This window comes from Microcystis sp. M20BS1 (assembly GCF_020245305.1).
In the GTDB taxonomy this organism is placed as follows: domain Bacteria; phylum Cyanobacteriota; class Cyanobacteriia; order Cyanobacteriales; family Microcystaceae; genus Microcystis; species Microcystis ichthyoblabe_A.
The window spans coordinates 14,034-30,901 of the sequence record NZ_JADBUZ010000080.1; the positions used below are offsets into that span (position 1 = coordinate 14,034).

19 protein-coding genes, 1 tRNA gene and 1 pseudogene are annotated in these 16,868 nt (G+C 39.9%); 8 read left to right on the top strand and 13 right to left on the bottom strand.

What is annotated here, in order from left to right:
• The first annotated feature begins 69 nt into the window (after nucleotides 1-69).
• The 4 genes from bchL (at nucleotide 70) to IM507_RS08180 (ending at nucleotide 3,848) form a co-directional block, all read left to right on the top strand.
• Complete coding sequence (bchL, locus tag IM507_RS08165; protein ID WP_002773281.1) at nucleotides 70-939, top strand: ferredoxin:protochlorophyllide reductase (ATP-dependent) iron-sulfur ATP-binding protein; 870 nt, start codon at nucleotides 70-72, stop codon at nucleotides 937-939.
• 228 nt (nucleotides 940-1,167) lie between these two features.
• Complete coding sequence (locus tag IM507_RS08170) at nucleotides 1,168-1,551, top strand: DUF5331 domain-containing protein (RefSeq protein WP_002790982.1); 384 nt, start codon at nucleotides 1,168-1,170, stop codon at nucleotides 1,549-1,551.
• 15 nt (nucleotides 1,552-1,566) lie between these two features.
• Nucleotides 1,567-2,967, top strand: a complete 1,401-nt coding sequence (locus IM507_RS08175) for a ferredoxin:protochlorophyllide reductase (ATP-dependent) subunit N (RefSeq protein WP_002773285.1) — start codon at nucleotides 1,567-1,569, stop codon at nucleotides 2,965-2,967.
• 77 nt (nucleotides 2,968-3,044) lie between these two features.
• Entirely contained in the window at nucleotides 3,045-3,848 is an 804-nt protein-coding gene (locus tag IM507_RS08180; protein ID WP_002735632.1) for a nucleoside phosphorylase, read from the top strand.
• Here IM507_RS08180 and IM507_RS08185 read toward each other — a convergent pair.
• Nucleotides 3,845-4,774 (bottom strand): DUF1350 family protein, encoded by a 930-nt coding sequence (locus tag IM507_RS08185; protein WP_287636867.1) that lies wholly within the window; start codon nucleotides 4,772-4,774, stop codon nucleotides 3,845-3,847. The genes IM507_RS08180 and IM507_RS08185 overlap by 4 nt on opposite strands.
• A 382-nt stretch (nucleotides 4,775-5,156) precedes the next feature.
• Between IM507_RS08185 and IM507_RS08190 the strand changes: the two genes are divergently transcribed.
• The gene (locus IM507_RS08190; protein ID WP_069475674.1) at nucleotides 5,157-5,516 is read left to right on the top strand and encodes a hypothetical protein; all 360 of its coding nucleotides are present in this window, start codon (nucleotides 5,157-5,159) and stop codon (nucleotides 5,514-5,516) included.
• Here the strand turns inward: IM507_RS08190 and IM507_RS08195 are convergent.
• From IM507_RS08195 to IM507_RS08210, 4 genes are all read right to left on the bottom strand, one after another.
• A complete protein-coding gene (locus tag IM507_RS08195; RefSeq protein ID WP_123230352.1) occupies nucleotides 5,513-8,878 on the bottom strand; it encodes a CHAT domain-containing protein in 3,366 nt (1,121 codons plus the stop codon). The two genes, IM507_RS08190 and IM507_RS08195, sit on opposite strands and share 4 nt — an antisense overlap.
• A gap of 16 nt (nucleotides 8,879-8,894) precedes the next feature.
• Nucleotides 8,895-9,020: a hypothetical protein gene (locus IM507_RS08200; RefSeq protein ID WP_259679023.1), complete on the bottom strand. Its 126-nt coding sequence runs from the start codon at nucleotides 9,018-9,020 to the stop codon at nucleotides 8,895-8,897.
• A 125-nt stretch (nucleotides 9,021-9,145) separates the two neighbouring features.
• On the bottom strand, nucleotides 9,146-9,367 hold the full coding sequence (locus IM507_RS08205; RefSeq protein ID WP_123230353.1) for a type II toxin-antitoxin system HicA family toxin: 222 nt from the start codon (nucleotides 9,365-9,367) through the stop codon (nucleotides 9,146-9,148).
• Nucleotides 9,357-9,563, bottom strand: a complete 207-nt coding sequence (locus IM507_RS08210; RefSeq protein WP_002740815.1) for a type II toxin-antitoxin system HicB family antitoxin — start codon at nucleotides 9,561-9,563, stop codon at nucleotides 9,357-9,359. Before IM507_RS08210 ends, IM507_RS08205 begins: the two co-directional genes overlap by 11 nt.
• 458 nt (nucleotides 9,564-10,021) lie before the next feature.
• Between IM507_RS08210 and IM507_RS08215 the strand changes: the two genes are divergently transcribed.
• The gene (locus IM507_RS08215) at nucleotides 10,022-10,282 is read left to right on the top strand and encodes a hypothetical protein (protein ID WP_002737535.1); all 261 of its coding nucleotides are present in this window, start codon (nucleotides 10,022-10,024) and stop codon (nucleotides 10,280-10,282) included.
• Complete coding sequence (locus IM507_RS08220; protein ID WP_042790766.1) at nucleotides 10,269-10,691, top strand: type II toxin-antitoxin system VapC family toxin; 423 nt, start codon at nucleotides 10,269-10,271, stop codon at nucleotides 10,689-10,691. The genes IM507_RS08215 and IM507_RS08220 overlap by 14 nt, the downstream gene beginning before the upstream one ends.
• Before the next feature lie 111 nt (nucleotides 10,692-10,802).
• Here IM507_RS08220 and IM507_RS08225 read toward each other — a convergent pair whose 3' ends face one another.
• The 5 genes from IM507_RS08225 to IM507_RS08245 all read right to left on the bottom strand — a co-directional run bounded on the left by IM507_RS08225 (nucleotide 10,803) and on the right by IM507_RS08245 (nucleotide 15,529).
• Nucleotides 10,803-11,084, bottom strand: coding sequence for a hemolysin XhlA family protein (locus tag IM507_RS08225; RefSeq protein WP_002736843.1), 282 nt, complete (start codon nucleotides 11,082-11,084; stop codon nucleotides 10,803-10,805).
• Between the two features lie 180 nt (nucleotides 11,085-11,264).
• On the bottom strand, nucleotides 11,265-13,787 hold the full coding sequence (locus IM507_RS08230) for a glycogen/starch/alpha-glucan phosphorylase (protein WP_287636868.1): 2,523 nt from the start codon (nucleotides 13,785-13,787) through the stop codon (nucleotides 11,265-11,267).
• Nucleotides 13,788-13,985: 198 nt separating this feature from the next.
• Nucleotides 13,986-14,279: an RNA recognition motif domain-containing protein gene (locus IM507_RS08235; protein WP_287636869.1), complete on the bottom strand. Its 294-nt coding sequence runs from the start codon at nucleotides 14,277-14,279 to the stop codon at nucleotides 13,986-13,988.
• 480 nt (nucleotides 14,280-14,759) lie between these two features.
• Nucleotides 14,760-15,053: an RNA recognition motif domain-containing protein gene (locus IM507_RS08240; RefSeq protein ID WP_002736839.1), complete on the bottom strand. Its 294-nt coding sequence runs from the start codon at nucleotides 15,051-15,053 to the stop codon at nucleotides 14,760-14,762.
• 221 nt (nucleotides 15,054-15,274) lie between these two features.
• The gene (locus IM507_RS08245) at nucleotides 15,275-15,529 is read right to left on the bottom strand and encodes a DUF3493 domain-containing protein (protein WP_002737802.1); all 255 of its coding nucleotides are present in this window, start codon (nucleotides 15,527-15,529) and stop codon (nucleotides 15,275-15,277) included.
• A gap of 59 nt (nucleotides 15,530-15,588) precedes the next feature.
• Here IM507_RS08245 and IM507_RS08250 point away from each other — a divergent pair.
• Nucleotides 15,589-15,660 (top strand) — tRNA-Thr (locus tag IM507_RS08250).
• 366 nt (nucleotides 15,661-16,026) lie between these two features.
• On the opposite strand, the gene IM507_RS08255 is transcribed toward IM507_RS08250, so the two are convergent.
• The 3 genes and pseudogenes from IM507_RS08255 to IM507_RS08265 form a co-directional block, all read right to left on the bottom strand.
• The gene (locus IM507_RS08255) at nucleotides 16,027-16,527 is read right to left on the bottom strand and encodes a hypothetical protein (RefSeq protein WP_002736130.1); all 501 of its coding nucleotides are present in this window, start codon (nucleotides 16,525-16,527) and stop codon (nucleotides 16,027-16,029) included.
• A 39-nt stretch (nucleotides 16,528-16,566) separates the two neighbouring features.
• Nucleotides 16,567-16,737: pseudogene (locus tag IM507_RS08260) on the bottom strand (DUF4351 domain-containing protein); the annotation flags it as partial.
• A gap of 17 nt (nucleotides 16,738-16,754) precedes the next feature.
• Nucleotides 16,755-16,868, bottom strand: a 114-nt coding sequence (locus IM507_RS08265) for a transposase (RefSeq protein WP_130758671.1), incomplete at its 5' end; no start/stop codon positions are given.

The window sequence follows — 16,868 nt, forward strand, 5'->3', positions numbered from 1 at the left end:
GGTCAATAATTGCGATCAAAGCACTGATAAACAAACTCACCATTCAAGCGTACATTTAGGAGAACTTCCATGCCTTTAACACTCGCAGTCTACGGAAAAGGTGGCATCGGTAAATCGACAACAAGCTGTAATATTTCGGCTGCTTTAGCCAAAAGAGGCAAAAAAGTCCTACAAATAGGCTGTGACCCCAAGCATGATAGCACTTTCACCCTGACAGGCTTTCTTATTCCCACAATCATCGATACCCTACAAGAAAAAGATTTTCACTACGAAGACATCTGGCCCGAAGACGTTATCTATGACGGTTACGGTGGTGTCAAATGCGTGGAAGCGGGTGGCCCTCCGGCCGGTGCCGGTTGTGGCGGTTACGTCGTCGGGGAAACGGTGAAATTATTAAAAGAATTGAACGCTTTTGATGAATTTGACGTGATTTTGTTTGATGTTTTGGGGGATGTAGTCTGTGGAGGATTTGCCGCACCCTTAAATTACGCCGATTACTGCATAATTGTCACAGATAACGGCTTTGATGCTCTTTTTGCCGCCAATCGCATCGCCGCTTCCGTCCGGGAAAAAGCGCGCACCCATCCCCTGCGACTAGCCGGATTAATTGGTAATCGCACCTCAAAACGCGATTTAATTAATAAATATGTGGATCATGTTCCCATGCCAGTGTTAGAAGTTTTACCCTTAATTGAAGATATTCGCGTCTCCAGAGTTAAAGGTCAAACTCTCTTTGAAATGGCCGACAAGGATCCGATGTTAAGTTATGTTTGTGACTATTATCTCAACATTGCCGATCAGATTTTAGCCAAACCAGAAGGAGTTATTCCCAAAGAATCTGCCGACCGGGAATTATTCACTTTATTATCGGATTTCTATCTTAATGCTGATAAACCCAAAGTTAACGCCGAGGCGGAATTAGATCTAATGATGGTTTAGATTATTTTGTCGGGTGGGTTAGGGACAGCGTAACCCACCAATAATCACCAATAAACTCTTTTTCTGGGTGGGTTACGGCGAAGAATTAACTTATTAGTTAATAGCCTAACTTATCGTCACCTAACCCACCCTACCCACGAATTTTATCGAGGACTTGATAATGATCATTTTTTCCTCTCATTGGGAATTCTAATAGGGAAAACATCATTATTTAGCCAAGGGGACAAAATGAGCAACTTTGAGGAATTAAAAGCAGCACTTAAAGATAAATGGTTGGATTACTACCAAATTAATCAAGCTTGGATTAAGGTTTTTACGACTGCTACTAATTCTTGGATAAACACTCCTGATGGGGGAAAACGTCCTTCTTCTCATCTAATTCTGGGAGTAGCTACTGCTTTAGAAACACAATTATTTATGTGGATGAGTCCTTTTTGTGTTCTCAGCAACGATAGTAATAAACTTGTCGATGCTTTAGGTTTAAATTTTGGCCCTGAGATAGAACTCGAAAAACGAGAAGAAGAAAGAGCAAAAATCCAAGAAGCTGAAGCCATTCCTTTACTGCCTGAAACCAATCCACATACTGAATACCTAAACCAATTCCGCAATTAAGGAGAACCTAAAAACATGACTGCCACTCAAGAACCGAGCGCTTTACAATTTGATTGTGAAACCGGCAACTATCACACCTTTTGTCCAATTAGCTGTGTTGCTTGGTTATACCAAAAAATCGAAGATAGTTTCTTCCTTGTTATCGGCACAAAAACCTGTGGTTACTTCCTGCAAAATGCCATGGGGGTGATGATTTTTGCCGAACCGCGTTATGCTATGGCCGAATTAGAAGAAGGGGATATTTCCGCTCAACTAAAAGACTACGAAGAACTAAAACGCCTCTGCTTACAAATTAAACGAGATAGAAACCCTAGCGTTATCGTTTTTATCGGTACTTGTACCACCGAAATCATCAAAATGGACTTAGAAGGATTAGCACCGAAACTAGAGTCAGAAATCGGTATTCCTATCGTGACAGCACGCGCTAATGGTTTAGATTATGCCTTTACCCAAGGCGAAGATACCGTCCTCGCTTCCATGGTGCATAAATGTCCCGAAAAAGTTAAGCATGAAGATGAAAAAGAAGAACGGAATGCCATCCAGAAACTCTTAACTTTTGGACGTAAAAAAGAAGAAATTAAACAGGAAGAATCGGAATATAAAGACCATCATCCTTTAGTTTTATTTGGTTCTGTTCCCGACCCAATTGTGACTAATTTAACCCTAGAATTAAAAAAACAAGGAATTAAAATAGATGGTTGGTTGCCGGCCAAACGTTTTACTGAATTACCGGTAATTGAAGAAGGTTATTATGTCGCTGGTGTCAATCCTTTTCTATCACGAACTGCCACCACTTTAATGCGTCGTCGTAAGTGTAAATTAATTGGCGCACCCTTTCCCATCGGTCCGGATGGAACCCGCGCTTGGATAGAAAAAATCTGTTCGGTTTTGGGAGTACAACCCCAGGGATTAGAAGAAAGAGAGGCAAAAATTTGGGAAAGTTTAGAGGATTATCTGCAACTTGTGCGCGGTAAATCGGTCTTCTTTATGGGGGATAATTTACTAGAAATTTCTCTGGCACGTTTCCTAATTCGTTGCGGGATGACTTGTGATGAAATCGGTATTCCTTACATGGATAAACGCTACCAAGCGGCCGAATTAGCATTACTAGAAAAAACCTGTAATGATATGGGTGTTCCCATCCCGAAAATTATCGAAAAACCTGATAACTACAATCAGATTCAGCGCATTTACGAGTTAAAACCCGATTTAGTGATTACAGGAATGGCCCATGCAAATCCCTTAGAAGCGCGGGGAATTAACACTAAATGGTCGGTAGAATTTACTTTTGCTCAAATTCATGGTTTTACCAATGCGCGAGATATTTTAGAGTTAGCTACTCGTCCCCTGCGTCGCAACAATAACCTCAAGGAATTGGGTTGGGACAAGTTAGTTAAAGAGTCAGCAAAAGTGTAAATTTGTTTTCAAAAGGCTACAATCATCAGGTAAGGAAAATCAATTCCTTACCTTTTTTCTGTATTTAGTTCACGTCAATGTCCAATAACTTATCTCACCAAAAACCCTATCATCTCAACTTTAGCAGTGAGGATTTAGGCACAGTAAAACCGACTATCACCCTATTATCGGGGGAACCAGAACGCTCGCGCTATATTGCTGAAACTTATTTACAAAATGCACGTTTACTATCGGATTATCGCGGATTAAATAGTTATCTTGGCTATCTAGATAATTCTACCCCAATTCTTCTGGCTACCAGTGGCATGGGTGCGCCATCTTTGAGTATTGTGGTTAATGAATTAATACAGGTGGGAATTAAAACTATTATTCGTATCGGTACTTGTGGCGCAATTCAAAATAGAATAAAAATTGGTGATATTATTATCTCGCAAGCGGCTTTATGTAGGCAAGGTGCAGCTAATGATATTGCTCCTCCGGAATATCCCGCAGTGGCGGATCCTTTTTTGACAGTTGCTCTAGTCAAATCGGCTCAATTTTTGGGAGTAAATTATCATTTAGGTATTACCGCTTCTGTGGATAGTTTTTATGAAGGACAGGAAAGAATTGTGTCTTCTGCTAACCCTTATCTTCAGCGCCATTTAGAGGGAATTACGGAAGAATATCGACGTTTAAATATTCTCAATTATGAAATGGAAGCGGGAACTTTATTTAAAATGGCGGGGGTTTATGGATTTACTGCCGCTTGTATTTGTGCTGTGATTGCCGAAAGAAACAAAGAGGAAGGGATTAGTTTAGAAAGCAAACAACAAGCCATCGAAAAAGCGATTCAGGTGGCAATATTGACTGTTAGCAACCTCTCCCTATCCTCAATTGATTAATGTTCAGAAATCATCTTCATTAAGACTTCCTCTTTTTCCTGACTTTGGGGATAACAGGAGATAAGTTTAGCGCGTAATTCCTGAATTGATTTAATCACATTATCGGCTAATTCTTGGTCGCCATTGCGCCAGCCAAGGGGTGCTAGATGGGTGCGATTGGCTAAGGGAACTACTGGTTTTAAGAGTTGTTGACTTAGTTCTTTAATGAACCAAGCTACTGTATCTTTAGCCTGTATATCCTTAGCAAAGGCGATAATTTCCAAGAGTCGAAATAGGTTACTATTGCTAATTAAACAACGGGTTTCCTGCACGTTTGGCTGTACGTCTAAACCCAAACTTTGCACTAATTTAGCTAGGGCAGCTATGGGAATTGCGCTATCTATGCCAGCAATTACAGGAGCCAGTAAAAGCGAGGGTTGATTTTTCAGAGATACGGCATAAATATCGGTATTATTCAGCGATTTTTGGATATCTTCGGCTTGATTTTTGCCGACACAACCACTCAAAACCTGTTCTAGTTCTGTGTTTTCCACATCACTTAAAACCTCTAAAAGGGAGATATATTTACACCCTAAACTATGGCCCATCCAAAAATAATTAGGATTACCAGCAGTGGGATCTTCTAAATACAACTCAAGGTTATCTTCATAGCCCAAAAACTTAGCTTCTTCATAAATAGCCTTTCTCAATCCAATCAAATCTTTGACCATTTCTAGGGAAACATTCCAATGACGAAAAGTAAAACGATAGGGAATAGCAATAAGGGTATAGCCTCGTTTAAAGACTTGTTTGAGCAGATAACGATAGAACAGATTGGGAAAAGTGCCGAAGAAAGCACCACCGATAAAATAGACAACCCCAATCGGTTTAGGATTGATAGCAACCCAGTGAAATTGCAGGGGAATAAACTTAAATTCTGCTGTCATTGTTTTTCGGTATGTAATTGTTAATTTGGCGATTAGGGAAACAATCTTATAATGATTAAAAATCTCGGCGGCCAAAATAATTGATCGCCTTGTCTAATTAGGGTACATTAATTTGCTCAAAAAAGTTTATTTTGTTGCGAATATGTAATAATTTTTGACAAAAGTAAATTCTCACCCCAAAAATTCGCTTCTTCTTAGTCTTCTAAGCTAATCTTGACCGGATTAACTTGTCATCGGTAAAGTCAAAACCGTTAGCGACGAGACGATTATAAAGTCGCGGACAACCTAAAGCTAGGGATTTTCCTCACGGCATTTCGTGGGATTAGGAGCTAATAAGGTGAGATAATGGGAAAAAATTGGTTTTAGCTTTAAGGATGGTATTATGTCAGACACAACGCAGTTAACACCGGAAAAAATTGCTCAGTACCGTATTCAATTTGCGGACAATGAGAACGCTTTAATTGCACTTGATGTTATTGAGGAATGTGAAGGAAACTTACAAGACGCAATCATTTTAATGAGAATGCGCGAAACTGGAACAGAACCAGATAAAAGCTTAGATTTAGATGAATTAGCGACAAAATGTCGTCCTTTTATTTGTTCAGCCAAAACTAAAAAAGTCTTTAAACTGATTGGAATTGTCGCAGGATGTTTACAGTTTCCCGTTACTTTAGTTGTTCCCGTCGTTTTGTTTGTTGTCGAAGATATTGGTTTAGATGCTTTTTGTAAGGAGACAGATTAAAATCCTGTAGCAATAAAACCTGCCCAATAATAGGGATTTTTAAAGGGATAGGGTTGACGTTGACGAATTTGTTTCAGAGACTCGTTAAAAATTGGGCGTTTTCCTCCTCCTAGTTGGTTGATAATTGTATCTAATTGGAGTTGAAATCTTTCTAATTCTTGTTCAAATTGGTCAAGGGTTAAGGTTTGTAGCCATTTTTGAGCATTTTTAAGACTAACTGCAATTTCACCTTTTTTGGGATTTTTGGGTAAAGTTTCATAAAATTTGATCAGTAAAAATGCAGTTGATAAATCATTTACTTTCCACAAACTACTAACAACGCTAGGACTACCTGCAGATAGAAAACCACTCGGTAAACCGATATATTCATCACTAATATAATTAAGATCAATTAAACCAGTTTCGCAAGCAGAAAGCATGACAAGACGACAGTTTTTAAAATTCAGTTCAAAGATTTCTCCTAATCTTAAATAACCATCTTCTTGATCTGTTTTTTCTTTGGTAAGAATTAAAGCAGATTCTAAGGGTTTATTAGGGTTAAATGTACCATGACAAGAAAAATGGATACAGTTAGCTAAGGGGAAGTTTTGATGAGTTTTGATGGCGATTTCAGTAGCGTTTTGTTTGGCTAAAATATCACTTTGAACAAACAAATTTTTAATGATTTCTACTTCTAAATCCGTAAAAAGTAGATTATTTTGGGGGTTTTGAATGGCAAAAAGGGAGTTTAAATCGTTTAATTGACGCTGTTGAGTAATTTTAAATAATTGACAACTAGGGGCATATTGAACATCATATTTATCTTGTAATATTTGATTGTCATTAATAGGTAAAGCATGAAGGGGTAAAATATGCAGAAACAAATAAGGAATAATAATTAAGCGTTTACAAGTATTTGGAATAAGTGCCAGAATATCATTAATATGTAGGGTATCTGAGAAGGTTTGCAAGAGGTCAGAAAGTTGATTTATCCATTCTTGATGGCCATTTTGGGAGTAGTAAAGCTGTAGATAATTATTAATTAAATCAGTTAATTTATCTCGATCATCTTCTGAAGATTCCCAAAGGTTAATATTTCCATCAGCAGATACAACAAAAGCGAGTATTTTCTCACTTGTGATATACCATTGCAAAAGACAAGTTTCAGCATCGGTTAAAGATAAAATGTCTTGAAAGGGAATAGGCTTAACCGTTTGAGTTAAAATAAAATTCTCATCTATTTTCGTTATTTCACGGTCAATAAATTGATTTAATTCTTGTTTTAATTTATTGAGGTGAGTATAGTCATTTAAGATGGGTTGTCTTTGTTCATCTAGAGTTAAAGTTACTCCCCGATTGCGGGTTTGTTCTTGGATGGCTAACTGTTGTTCTTCCCCAATAATGGCACGACGGAGGCGATCTAATTCCGTAATAATAGTTTGGGGGATATTACCTTTAGGATAGATATCTCGGTCGGTAAGCAATTGGACTAAATAGCGGGTTTTGCTGCGTTCAACGTATTCTAAGGCGCGATCTGGTTGATTGAGGTTGAGATAGGATTGAACAATGCCATGATAAACATCCATTGCCTCAGAGAGAATTTCTTGTTGTCGTTGGGGGTTTAAGGCTTCGAGTCGGGTATTTTCTACTGCTTCGATAGCTAAGTTGTAGCCTTTGATGGCGGTTTCCCAGTCTTGGATAAAGTTGGCAGTATTTCCTAAGTTTCGTCCTGTTCTTAAGCAGTCTATAGGAAAAGCGGTTGGGGTTGAAACCTCTAAAGATAGGTTATAAGCCACAATAGCTAACTCTAGATTATCTGCCCTTTCTCCTCTGATGCGATTTCTATAAGCATTCCCTAGATTATTTTGTGTGTTTGCCCATTCATAAGGAAATGCTTCACGGGTAGATACTTCTAGAGACAGGCTATAAGCTGTGATCGCTAACTCTAGATTATCTGCCCTTTCCCCTCTGATGCGATCACTATAAGCATTCCCCAGATTATCTTGTGACCTTGCCCATTCATAAGGAAACTCCTCACGGGTATAAATTTTTAAAGACTGATTTAAAGCTATGAGCGCTAATTCTAGATTATCTGCCTTTTCTCCTCTGATGCGATTAATATAAACATTCCCCAGATTATTTTGTGAATTTGCCCAGTCATAAGGAAAGCTATCACGGGTTAACACTTCTAATGACTGGTTATAAGCCACAATAGCTAACTCTAGATTATCTGCCCTTTCCCCTCTGATGCGATCACTATAAACATTCCCCAGATTATTTTGTGTCTTTGCCCATTCATAAGGAAAGCTATCACGGGTTAATACTTCTAATGACTGGTTATAAGCCACGATGGCTAACTCTAGATTATCTGCTTTTTCCCCCCCTCTTATGCGATTACCATAAACATTCCCCAGATTATTTTGTGTCATTGCCCATTCATAAGGAAAACTATCACGGGTTCTTACTTCTAATGACTGGTTATAAGCCACAATAGCTAACTCTAGATTGTCTGCCCTTTCCCCTCTGATGCGATCACTATAAGCATTCCCCAGATTATTTTGTGTGGTTGCCCAATCTTGGGGAAATGCGTCAAAAGTTCTCACTTTTAATGCTTCTTGATAGTAGGTAATCGCTTTTTCTAAATTCTCTGCTTTATCCCCTCTGATTCTTTTACAGTAAGCAATAGCCAGACGATTCTTTGTTGCTGCCCATTCTTGTGGGAAAATATCAAAAGAAAACACTTTAAACAGTTTTCTGCAAATGGCGATCGCTTTTTCTAAATTCTCAGCTTTATCCCCTCTGATTCTGTCTGAGTAAGCAAGAGCGAGATTAAGTCTTGTATTTACCCATTGAGGAAATACGTCAAAAGTGACGATAGTCATGGCAATCTCATAACCTGTGATAGCAATTTCTAAATTAATGGCAATGTTACCAAGAGGAAACTGTTGAATTAAATTACTAAAATTGCTAATAACAGCACCGATATATTCAGCTTCTTCTGCTTTAACGGATGATAATGTATTTTTTGCCCAACTATCGAGAATATATATTAAATTATCATCTAATTTATCGAGATTTTGCGCCCAGAAAGGATAAATAACTTGAAGATTAGGATTTTCTGAGATTTTTTGTAATGTCTCCATCAAGAAATCAAGATAGTTTTGTTGATTAGGTATTTCAATGTCAAGATTTACTCCTTGTGAAGATTTATATACTAAACGAGAAGAAGAGGATTGGTTTAAAAATTCCATTTTTCGTCTAAGTGGGGGAAAGATTAGCCTTAAAATTTCCAAAGGAATACTAATAAAGACAACACCTAAAAGAACAATAAAACTTCTCAAAATTCTGCTTAATAGTCGTAAAATCATTGATAGTAGTCGCATTTAGTTATCTCCTATCTTAATTAACAGTGTTAGAATAGTTAGGGCGACATCTTCCCTGTAAAATTCGGAGTTTATCGCCTTGATTACAGGTTAATAGTTGCTTAATCAGGTTTAAGTAAGCTTGGGCGCGTTGTTCATTCATTGTCTGTACTGTGATTAGAATGATTGAATGAGGGACTATGATGTTTTTTGGCGGATGACTCTATGATAGGATGAGTCCCCTTGATATAGGGCGATTATGACACAGAATGCTATAGAGGATATTAACTATAAACGCTCAAACTCATCAACTCTTAATCCCGCTTGCCTTAAAATACTGGCAATTGTACCGATTGTTACCTCCTTATAACAGGGAACAATCGTTGTCATTTTTCCTTCGGGAGTATCCTTGGCAAACTTAACATGACTCCCCTTTTGACTAATAACTTCAAACCCTGCCGCTTCCAACTTGCGTTTAATCTCACGATAAGATAAAGGCTTAAGCAGCATTGATTTCTACCTCTATCTTCTGTAATCGGGGAATAACTGTTGCACAAGGCGGTTCAAAATGTAATTCTAAAGCCTCTTGCAGATTGTTTAACGCCTCGGTTTCTGTTTCCCCTTGACTAGCAACATCAACCTCTAAACATTGGGCAACAAACCAATTATCTTCTTGAAAAATTCTCGCTGTAAGTACCTGTCTCATTTTCACTTTCCTGATTGAGCTTTCCATGATTATAGGTCAGGCTAGAATGACAGTCAATTAAATAATCATATAGATCATGCTTTAGACTTCTACATAACAAGATTCTATACTTTATATCCCGTAACCAAGCAACAGGAGTATTATTTCTTTGTTCTTCTAACCCTGTTGCATAGTCTTCCATCATTGTCTGTACTGTGATTGATGTGATTATGTGATGGACTGTGATTTTTTTTTGAGAGACCAACCCTATGATATATAGCGTTTCCTGTTCGCAAGAGGTACATTGTCGATGGTGAAAAGTTTAATCAGCAAAGGTTTCACTGTGCCACACAGGTGTGAGAAACGCTATAATGTGATACAATAAATATTCGTGATTGTCTAGGACAAAGGATAACCTAGTCATAGTTTATCGTTCAATTATTCTAATCATAGTTTAGACATTATTAAGGAGAAAGACTATGGACATCACCATCCATCTTAGCCAAGAACAAAGGGAAAAACTCGCCTACATCCAACAACATAGCGATCAGGATATAACTACCCTACTCAATCAAGTTATTGAGCAACAATATACCAAACTACACCCGCGTAACTCAGATCCCCTTAAAGTGCTGAAAGAAAGCGGTTTTATTGGGTGTGGACAAGGTTCGCCCGATCTTTCTACTAATTATAAAACCATCCTCAAGGAAGAATGGTCAGCCAAACATGATTATAGTTGATACAGGCTTCTGGTTGGCCCTCGCCAATGAGCAAGATCATCATCATCAACAAGCACAGCTTGTAATTCAAAGATTGCGAGAACCCCTAATAACAACCTGGTGTGTTGTCACCGAAACTTGTTACCTTTTGCTAACTCGTCTCGGTAATCATGCTCAACTGCTATTTATTCAAAATTTCTTAGCAGGTGGTTTTGAAGTATTTGAATTACAATCAAATCATGTTAGACGAATGGAACAACTCATAGACCGTTATGAAGATATACCAATGGATCTAGCTGATGCTTCATTAGTAGTATTAGCTGAAAACTTAGGACACGGGAGAATTTTAACGTCAGATCGCCGCGATTTTTCAATCTATCGCTGGCAGGATAACCATACTTTTCAAAATTTATTCTTAGAATATCCTTAGTACTTGGGAATCAAATGAATAGGATTTTTGTGATTGTGTGATTGTCTAAAAACAATCTAATCATAGTCGATCATTTAATCACTCTCAATCATAGTTTAGACGGTATTGTAATTAAGGATTACCGGAAATAACAAACCTACCCACTGCCACTAAAAACCCTCCTACCGCCGTAATTAAAATACCAATTAATGTCCAAATTTGAGCCTGTTGTGAACCTTTAATTGCCTTAACATCTTGCTTCAGGTTATCGATTTCCACCTTTAATACCTGTCTTTCCCCCTTAGCTTCTGTTAACTCAATTTTGATGTCTGTAACATCTTTTTGTAAATTCTCTAATTTGTGATTAATTTGAGCTAAAATTTCCCCTAGGTTTTGTTCAATTATTACTGACATTTATATTTTTCCTCATAATCAAAAAGCTCCCCGAATCATTCACCCTAAAACTCAAAAGTGTTGACCCAGTTTTTGGATAGCAAAAAATAATAAATTTTATCCTTTTCACAAAGCATTTTTGGGGCGACGGTTCCAGAATTCGGGCTAGTCAAAGACTAAACCCGAACTTGACCGAGTTTTTTAATCCTCTAAACTAATCTTGACCGGATTAACTTTCCAAATCTCTTGACAATATTCCCAGATTGTGCGATCGCTAGAGAATTTTGCCATGCGAACCGAGTTAAGAATCGACATCCGCGTCCACTTGTCCCGATCGCGATAAGCTTCACTTACCTGTTCCTGACAATCAGCGTAGGATTGATAATCAGCTAAAAGCATATACTGGTCATCGTAGAGGAGAGAATCAACGATCGGCCTGAATAATTCCTGGTCACCATGGCTAAAATAACCACTCTTAATTCGATCGATCACTCCCTTCAATTCGCGATTATTTTTGTAATAGCTCATCGGTTCATAACCCTGTGCTTTCTTAGCATAAACTTCTTCTGCTGTCAAGCCAAAAAGGAAGAAATTTTCTGCCCCTGCTTCCTCGCGAATTTCGATATTAGCGCCGTCCAGAGTCCCAATGGTGAGGGAGCCATTCATGGCAAACTTCATATTACCGGTTCCGGAAGCTTCCTTACCCGCCGTAGAAATCTGTTCGGAAAGATCCGCCGCCGGATAGATGCGTTGACCCAAAGAAACGTTAAAGTTAGGCAGGAAAACCAATTTTAAACGACCTCTGACATCAGGATCCTTATTCACAATTTCAGCCACAGCATTAGTTAACTTAATAATTAACTTCGCCATAAAGTAACCGGGGGCTGCCTTACCACCAAAGATAAAAGTGCGCGGCACAATATCGATCTGAGGGTTCTGTTTAATGCGATTATAAAGGGCGATAATGTGCAGAACTGCCAGATGTTGGCGTTTGTATTCGTGAATCCGTTTTACCTGCACATCGAAAATCGAATTAACATCCACCTCGATATTGCGGGTTTTCAGCATATAAGCCGCTAAATCGGCCTTATTCGCCTGTTTAATTTCATACCAACGCTGACGGAATTCAGGATCATCAAGGTATTGTTCCAGTTTTCGCAATTCCTTCAGGTCTTTTAACCAATTATCGCCGATTTTTTCGGTAAATAGTGCCGATAATTGGGGATTGCTCAATAAAATCCACCGGCGCGGGGTGACACCATTGGTTTTATTATAGAATTTTTCTGGCCAGAGCATGGCAAACTCTTTCAGGGTGTCTTTTTGCAGCAACTCGGTGTGTAAGGCAGCGACTCCGTTAATCGAGTGACTACCCACACAGGCTAAATTAGCCATGCGAATTTGTTTATTACCCCAACCAGCTTCTTCAACTATCGACAATTTGCCCAATAATTCCTCGTTATCGGGAAACCAAGTCCGCACATCGTCGAGGAAAAAGTGATTGATCAGGTAGATAATTTCTAGATGTCGGGGCAGCAATTTCCCGATCAGATCCGCCGACCAACGTTCTAGGGCTTCCGGCAATAGGGTATGATTGGTATAAGCGAAGGTTTTTTGGGTAATTGTCCAAGCTTTTGACCATTCTAAGCCGTTTTCATCCACTAACAAACGCATTAACTCAGCGATCGCAATGGCGGGGTGAGTGTCGTTTAGTTGAATAGCGGCGGTTTCGTGGAAATTTTGCAGATTTTTGTGGCTTTTTAGGTGAATGCGAATTAAATCTTGCAGGGAAGCGGCCACAAAAAAGTATTGTTGGGCGAGACGTAATTCGCGACCGGCGGGGGTATTATCGTTGGGATAAAGGACTTTAGAAATGGTTTCCGCGTCCATTTTTTCAGCCACAGATTGATCGTATAACCCGGCGTTAAAAGCCTCAAAATTAAACGATTCACTCGCTTCTGCTTTCCAGAGACGCAAAGCATTAACCGTGTTGGTTTTGTAACCCGGGACGGGGGTATCGTGGGGAATGGCTAAAACCCGACGTTCCGGCAGCCATTGTACCCGTTCCTGTCCCTTATCATCGTGATAGATTTCCGTCCGGCCACCCAGTTTTACTTCCACACTTTCATCGGGACGGGGTAATTCCCAAGGATTGCCGAAGCGTAGCCAGTTATCGGGGATTTCCACCTGCCAACCGTCTTGGATCATTTGATGGAAAATGCCAAATTCGTAGCGGATACCGTAACCGATGGCGGGAATTTCGAGGGAAGCGAGGGAATCGAGGAAACAAGCCGCTAAACGCCCTAAACCGCCGTTTCCGAGGCCGGGATCTGGTTCCTGTTCGATAATTTCCTCAAAATCAAGACCTAATTCCTCGATCGTCTCTTTGATTAGGTCGTAAATACCCAAATTAGCGAGATTATTGCCTAAATACCGCCCCATGAGAAATTCGGCGGAGAAATAGCAGACGAGTTTAACTTTTTCTTGTTTGTAGGTGTCGGTGGATTTCAGAAAACGACGCAGCAGGCGATCGCGAACGGTGTAGGCAAGGGCGACATAGTAATTGTAGGGACTGGCATTAGTGCGGTTAACCCCTTGCAAATAAAATAGATTGTCCAGAAAAGCCCGTTTTAGGGTTTCGGGACTCATGCCCGTGCGATCGTCTTCAACTAAAGTGGGGCATTGAAGCACTTCACGCCCATCAGCTAGGGTATAGGTTGTCTCCATGGGTTTTTGTTGTCCATATATTCGGGAGTTGATCGCCGATCATACCTGATAACGATATCCTTTATAGTTTACTTGTTACCTTTTAGAGAGACTCAGACATTTAGATTTCTGTTGGTTTTGAGGGGAGCAGCGATCGCAATTGCCGACAAAAAAAGGGTGAACCCTGTCCACCCTCCCACAATTATTCACAAAAAAAGCTTAATAGCGTTTTTTTCTGTCACCACCACCACCACTGAAGGGCGCACGCTCTTCACGATCGCGGGCTTCGTTAACTTTAATTGCTCGCCCCATCCATTCAGCACCATCCAGTGCGGCAATTGCTTTGGTTTCCTGGGCTTTATTTTCCATTTCCACGAAGGCGAAACCGCGTTTGCGCTGTGTCTCTTTGTCAACGGGAATATGGACTCTTTGGACCTTGCCGTAGTCTGTAAAGACCTCGACCAGATCATCTTGGGAAATATCGTAAGAGAGATTACCAACAAAAATAGACATAATACTTGAATCCTCGATCAATACTCGAAACGGTGTGGAGACACAAAATTCAGGGAGAAGCCGAACAATACTAAAGTAAAAAACTTACCAGATTAATACTGGAAACGAACTTGAACACTAATCTTGACTCTTGCCTCGATCATAACACAGAAAGAGTCGATCGCCGATCAGAATCTGATGGCGATATCCCTTATAGTTTACTTGGGGTTTGCTGAATAAATCTAAAAACCTTGTTAGATAAGGTTTTTAGACTTTTTTTACCTCAAAAAGTGCTGACCCTTGGAGTGATCGGGGGTAAAATTCAGGTACTTTTTCCCTGAAAATTAGGTAACTGACCCCCTGAAAATGGGTAAAACCCCACACCCCACACCCCACACCCCACACCCTACCCCCACGAAAAACTTTTTGCCGCAAACCCTAATTAACGACAAAAAAAGGGTGAACCCTGTCCACCCTCCCACAATTATTCACAAAAAAAGCTTAATAGCGTTTTTTTCTGTCACCACCACCACCATTGAAGGGCGCACGCTCTTCACGCTCGCGGGCTTCGTTAACTTTAATTGATCGCCCCATCCAGTCAGCGCCATCTAGTGCCTCAATCGCTTTGGCTTCCTGGGCTTTATCTTCCATTTCCACGAAGGCGAAACCGCGTTTGCGCTGTGTCTCTTTGTCAACGGGAATATGAACCCTTTTAACCTTGCCGTAGTCTTGAAAGACCTCGACCAGATCCTCTTGGGAAATCTCGTAAGAGAGATTACCAACAAAAATAGACATAATACTTGAATCCTCGAACAATACTCGAAACGGTGTGGAGACACAAAATTCAGGGAGAAGCCGAACAATACTAAAGTAAAAGACTTACCGAGTTAATACTGAAAACGAACTTGAACACCAATCTTGACTCTCGCCTCGATCATAACACGAAAAGACTGGAGTTAATGTTAACTTTTATTCTCTGGGGCAAGAGACTGTTTTGGCTATCGGTGGCTACTCCCTCAACTGCTAGCTTTTTTCTCCCGACGAAATAACCAAATCATCAGGGCCACCACACCGATTTGTAGGGCAAAATTGGGTAAAGCGGTGGCTACGTCCCTGCCTGCCGCTAATTGGGCCAGAAAAACCACCGCACCAATAAAACCGGAAGCACCTAAACCGAGATAGATAAACTGCCGCAGACCTCGGTAGGGATTGGCCGCTTCCTCTTTCAAGCGGGCGTATTTTTGGGTATCGAGTCGAGGGGATTTGCTCATAAAAAAATCTTTCTAGCTTTGTATCTATTGTCCGTGATATAATCGGAAACTGGCAATGTGCCGATGTAGCTCAGTGGTAGAGTAGTTGATTCGTAATCAATTGGTCGTGGGTTCAAATCCCATCATCGGCTTGGGGTTTTACCTCCCGGAAGTTGACTAAGAAATACTGGTACAGTGGTTAAATGCCTTGGTTTTGTGGCGGCTATGGCAAAACCCCCTAAGGCCTTTGCCGGGGATTTGCGGCTCTCTTGGGTTTGGTGGGTAAAATCTATTCTCAGATACATTCCCACTGGCGAGCGAATGGAACGAACCACAAAGACACAAAGGACACAAAGATTGATCGGTCTTATATAAGTTAAACTTATCACAACAAGAGTAAGAGAGCCGATTGACTTCAATAAGCCATTTTAGCAGCAAACAAGAGGTAAAAGAGTTAATTCCTCTAACCGATCGTTCCCTATTTTGGTCGAAATCTTTGGGAAAAAATCAGCTAGTTACTAAAGAAAAGTTTGAATAATTTCTGCGATCGCTTGACGTTGGCAATCGTCATATCCCCAGCGTTCTAGAAAGGCTTGATATTCTCCTTGTCCTGTGTTTAAACTGGTAGCTAATTGTCGTAATTTTTCCCCCAAGGCTGGCGATAATAACTGCTTAATTAGTTGACTGTTTTTTTCTTGGACTTTCTCAGAACCTCGAGCATTTTCTTCGTCTCCTTGACTGCGATGATAGATGACCATTGCCGTGGACATGACCAGATTTTTAACTAATAATTCATTCACCAATGTCGGGGAAGTTTTTAAAGCGGTGATTACCTCCAAACTAGGATATTCCGTATAGGATAAATCGCTGGTTGAATAAGTAACAAAGAATCCTCTGGCTCCATTTTCTGTTGAGACTAACTCAGTAATTTCCTGAGTGATTGTATCGGTATCTAAAAACTCAATTTGACTTAGTAAATCTTGAGTTTGCTGGATAGCATTTTCAAAAGTTATACCCATAACAATAAATATCCTTCTGTGAAGTTTAATAGAAAAATACTAAGCGTCTAAAGCATTTAACCAATTAGTTAAATCCTCCACTGTCGAAAAATCCAATAAAGCTTCTCCCACTCGTTCCAGAGTATCAATATTTAAGGTTATAATCCAACTCTCTAGAGCCACATCAATAGCTCCTAACTTACGTTTAATCAGACGAATAATGGCTCTTCGTTACCCTTTATGCTAAATCAACAGACAAGATGCCAAGACAACATACTTCTAACCCAAAAATTCCGAAAGTTTCTAAAGCCATAGCCTCTCCGTTTTATTAGTTTAAGTTTATTGTTGATTCCCTCGACCAC

Coding starts and splice junctions, on each gene's coding strand:
- IM507_RS08195 (WP_123230352.1), bottom strand. CDS start 8,878: ATGCGACTACTATCAATGATTTTACGACTATTAAGCAGAATTTTGAGA.
- bchL (WP_002773281.1), top strand. CDS start 70: ATGCCTTTAACACTCGCAGTCTACGGAAAAGGTGGCATCGGTAAATCG.
- IM507_RS08200 (WP_259679023.1), bottom strand. CDS start 9,020: ATGAATGAACAACGCGCCCAAGCTTACTTAAACCTGATTAAGCAACTA.
- IM507_RS08240 (WP_002736839.1), bottom strand. CDS start 15,053: ATGTCTATTTTTGTTGGTAATCTCTCTTACGAGATTTCCCAAGAGGAT.
- IM507_RS08235 (WP_287636869.1), bottom strand. CDS start 14,279: ATGTCTATTTTTGTTGGTAATCTCTCTTACGATATTTCCCAAGATGAT.
- IM507_RS08170 (WP_002790982.1), top strand. CDS start 1,168: ATGAGCAACTTTGAGGAATTAAAAGCAGCACTTAAAGATAAATGGTTG.
- IM507_RS08175 (WP_002773285.1), top strand. CDS start 1,567: ATGACTGCCACTCAAGAACCGAGCGCTTTACAATTTGATTGTGAAACC.
- IM507_RS08185 (WP_287636867.1), bottom strand. CDS start 4,774: ATGACAGCAGAATTTAAGTTTATTCCCCTGCAATTTCACTGGGTTGCT.
- IM507_RS08225 (WP_002736843.1), bottom strand. CDS start 11,084: ATGTCAGTAATAATTGAACAAAACCTAGGGGAAATTTTAGCTCAAATT.
- IM507_RS08230 (WP_287636868.1), bottom strand. CDS start 13,787: ATGGAGACAACCTATACCCTAGCTGATGGGCGTGAAGTGCTTCAATGC.
- IM507_RS08215 (WP_002737535.1), top strand. CDS start 10,022: ATGGACATCACCATCCATCTTAGCCAAGAACAAAGGGAAAAACTCGCC.
- IM507_RS08190 (WP_069475674.1), top strand. CDS start 5,157: ATGTCAGACACAACGCAGTTAACACCGGAAAAAATTGCTCAGTACCGT.
- IM507_RS08245 (WP_002737802.1), bottom strand. CDS start 15,529: ATGAGCAAATCCCCTCGACTCGATACCCAAAAATACGCCCGCTTGAAA.
- IM507_RS08255 (WP_002736130.1), bottom strand. CDS start 16,527: ATGGGTATAACTTTTGAAAATGCTATCCAGCAAACTCAAGATTTACTA.
- IM507_RS08180 (WP_002735632.1), top strand. CDS start 3,045: ATGTCCAATAACTTATCTCACCAAAAACCCTATCATCTCAACTTTAGC.
- IM507_RS08220 (WP_042790766.1), top strand. CDS start 10,269: ATGATTATAGTTGATACAGGCTTCTGGTTGGCCCTCGCCAATGAGCAA.
- IM507_RS08205 (WP_123230353.1), bottom strand. CDS start 9,367: ATGCTGCTTAAGCCTTTATCTTATCGTGAGATTAAACGCAAGTTGGAA.
- IM507_RS08210 (WP_002740815.1), bottom strand. CDS start 9,563: ATGAGACAGGTACTTACAGCGAGAATTTTTCAAGAAGATAATTGGTTT.